Below are 1,857 nucleotides of genomic sequence, written 5' to 3' on the forward strand. Positions count from 1 at the left end.
GCCGGTAAAATAATAGGCGCCCCGGTGGAGAAAAGAAAGGAAAAGAAGCGGGGTGTTAAATTTTTAAATTATCTTAACCCCAAATGTCCCTTTTTTTCAAATTGTCATGACCAATTAGTGTCCATCCGGAAACTCAATTTTTCCCCTCCCCCTTCGACGCTGATCCTTACCCACACTTGACACAGGGGGTTAGGGGCCGGATTGCATAGGATGAGGATAATATTGTCGAGTAACGATAGCGTACATCTCAGTTGCTGTATACAACCGCTCCAGACCACGCCAGAGGGTTTGGGTGCCAGGGAAGCCATCGCCTTTTCTTCCCAGATGGCCGCCGATGGCTGCCACCATCAATACCGCTTTGCGTATCGAAGGCGGCTTTTCAGGAACAACCGGCGTTTTGTTAACATAGCAACACAGCGCTTTCCACTCGATATCCTTGAAGAACACCGTGCAAGGCATTTCAGGTATCTCTCGGCCGAGCATCGCCAGATGATAAACCCGCCACGCGACCACCATATCTACTCCAAGACATGTTTCGAGGCGATCGGCCGTCCCAAGTTGACGATCCTTAATCCGGCATCCACTTTTCAGCGTACGATGGTAAACTTCAATACCCCAACGCCCGGAATACCATTCCACCCGTTTTTGGGCATCTGGAAAGCTCTTTACCTCAACCGTGGTCAGAAGCATCCATTCAATCGGCGACTCTACTGTTCCGCAAGCCTGTTCAAGGACATATACGGCCCATACCCTTACCGATGGAGCCGATCCACAACGCTTGGGAGGATTCAAGACCACTTCGGCAAAACGAATATCCACCCAGGTATCGCGGACCTTACGCGAACCCCGGCGAGGCACATGAATCTTAAGGGAACCAGCCACCTCCTGCTTCGCCATAAAGTCCCACAAGAACTCCTGGTCTACTTTCCGGTTACGCGTCCTCTCCGCCCGTACCAGAAGTTTGGGACCGCCGGCCTCTTTGCTGGCCTCCAGAAACAGCTCGTAGATATCCGACTCACGATCTCCAATCACGATCAGCATGGTCTCCGGACACAGCTTCTGAACTTGTGCGGCTTTCTGAAAGCTGCGCAGCCACTTCATGCTTTCCTTTTGCTCAATGGGCAATTCTTTGCGCCGATATCGTTTCCCTCTCTCTTGCGGATCCCGCGCCCAGCACTGAGCATCCAAGATGCCCAGGGGCGTGCCCTCCTCCGTAAAGGCCAAGGTGTCGTGAAGCAGCAATCCGATGGCCTGATCATCCGCATTATTGACGGGCCCCAGTCCTTCGGTCATCGGGTGGGTGCTGTAATTGAGCGTCGTGGTATCTTGCGGCACGAGCACCACCCGGTGCTTTTTAATCCGTTCGATCGTCGCCTCGGTATGAGCGGTCAGCACCACGTCCATGGTTACCTTGGGGTTTTCAAAAAATCTATAAGCTCCCATCGTTCGCGCTTTCGATCCACACGCTTCCGGAATGTTCGCCTGAGGACAATTGTAAAAGTCCTGAGCGATCGTGTAAAGTCGTTGCTTCAGCCGGTCATCATACAAACGCACCGTACCGAACTCTTCCTCGGCCCAGTGCTCCGGCACTTCCGGGCGCGGCCTCTCGGCCAATCGAATCTGCGGTTCGACGCAAAGCACTTCCCGCCACCTCGGACAAAGAGGATACAAAAAAATCTTCTTCGCTATCCCGTCCCGACGGCCTGCGCTGTCCCCAACGTAAGTCCAGTTGGCCGCCTGGTAGCAGGTACCGGCAAAACGGTTCGGATCTACAAAGGTCTCCACCAAGACAGGACGAATCTGGTAACGTTGCTCCCAGTCTCCAGGCAAACGAGAAAGCGCCAAAGACAACACATG

Annotated in this window: 2 protein-coding genes; one reads left to right on the forward strand and one right to left on the reverse strand. The window is 53.4% G+C overall.

The window, feature by feature from the left end; all coding sequences use genetic code 11:
- Positions 1-180: hypothetical protein (locus QMD53_07125; GenBank protein ID MDI6800407.1), on the forward strand; the 180-nt coding region annotated here is incomplete at its 5' end.
- Positions 181-189: 9 nt separating this feature from the next.
- Here the strand turns inward: QMD53_07125 and QMD53_07130 are convergent.
- On the reverse strand, positions 190-1,857 hold a 1,668-nt coding region (locus tag QMD53_07130), incomplete at its 5' end, for an IS4 family transposase (protein ID MDI6800408.1).

The organism is Actinomycetota bacterium (genome assembly GCA_030017835.1).
Lineage (GTDB): Bacteria > Actinomycetota > Aquicultoria > UBA3085 > Oleimmundimicrobiaceae > Yes70-04.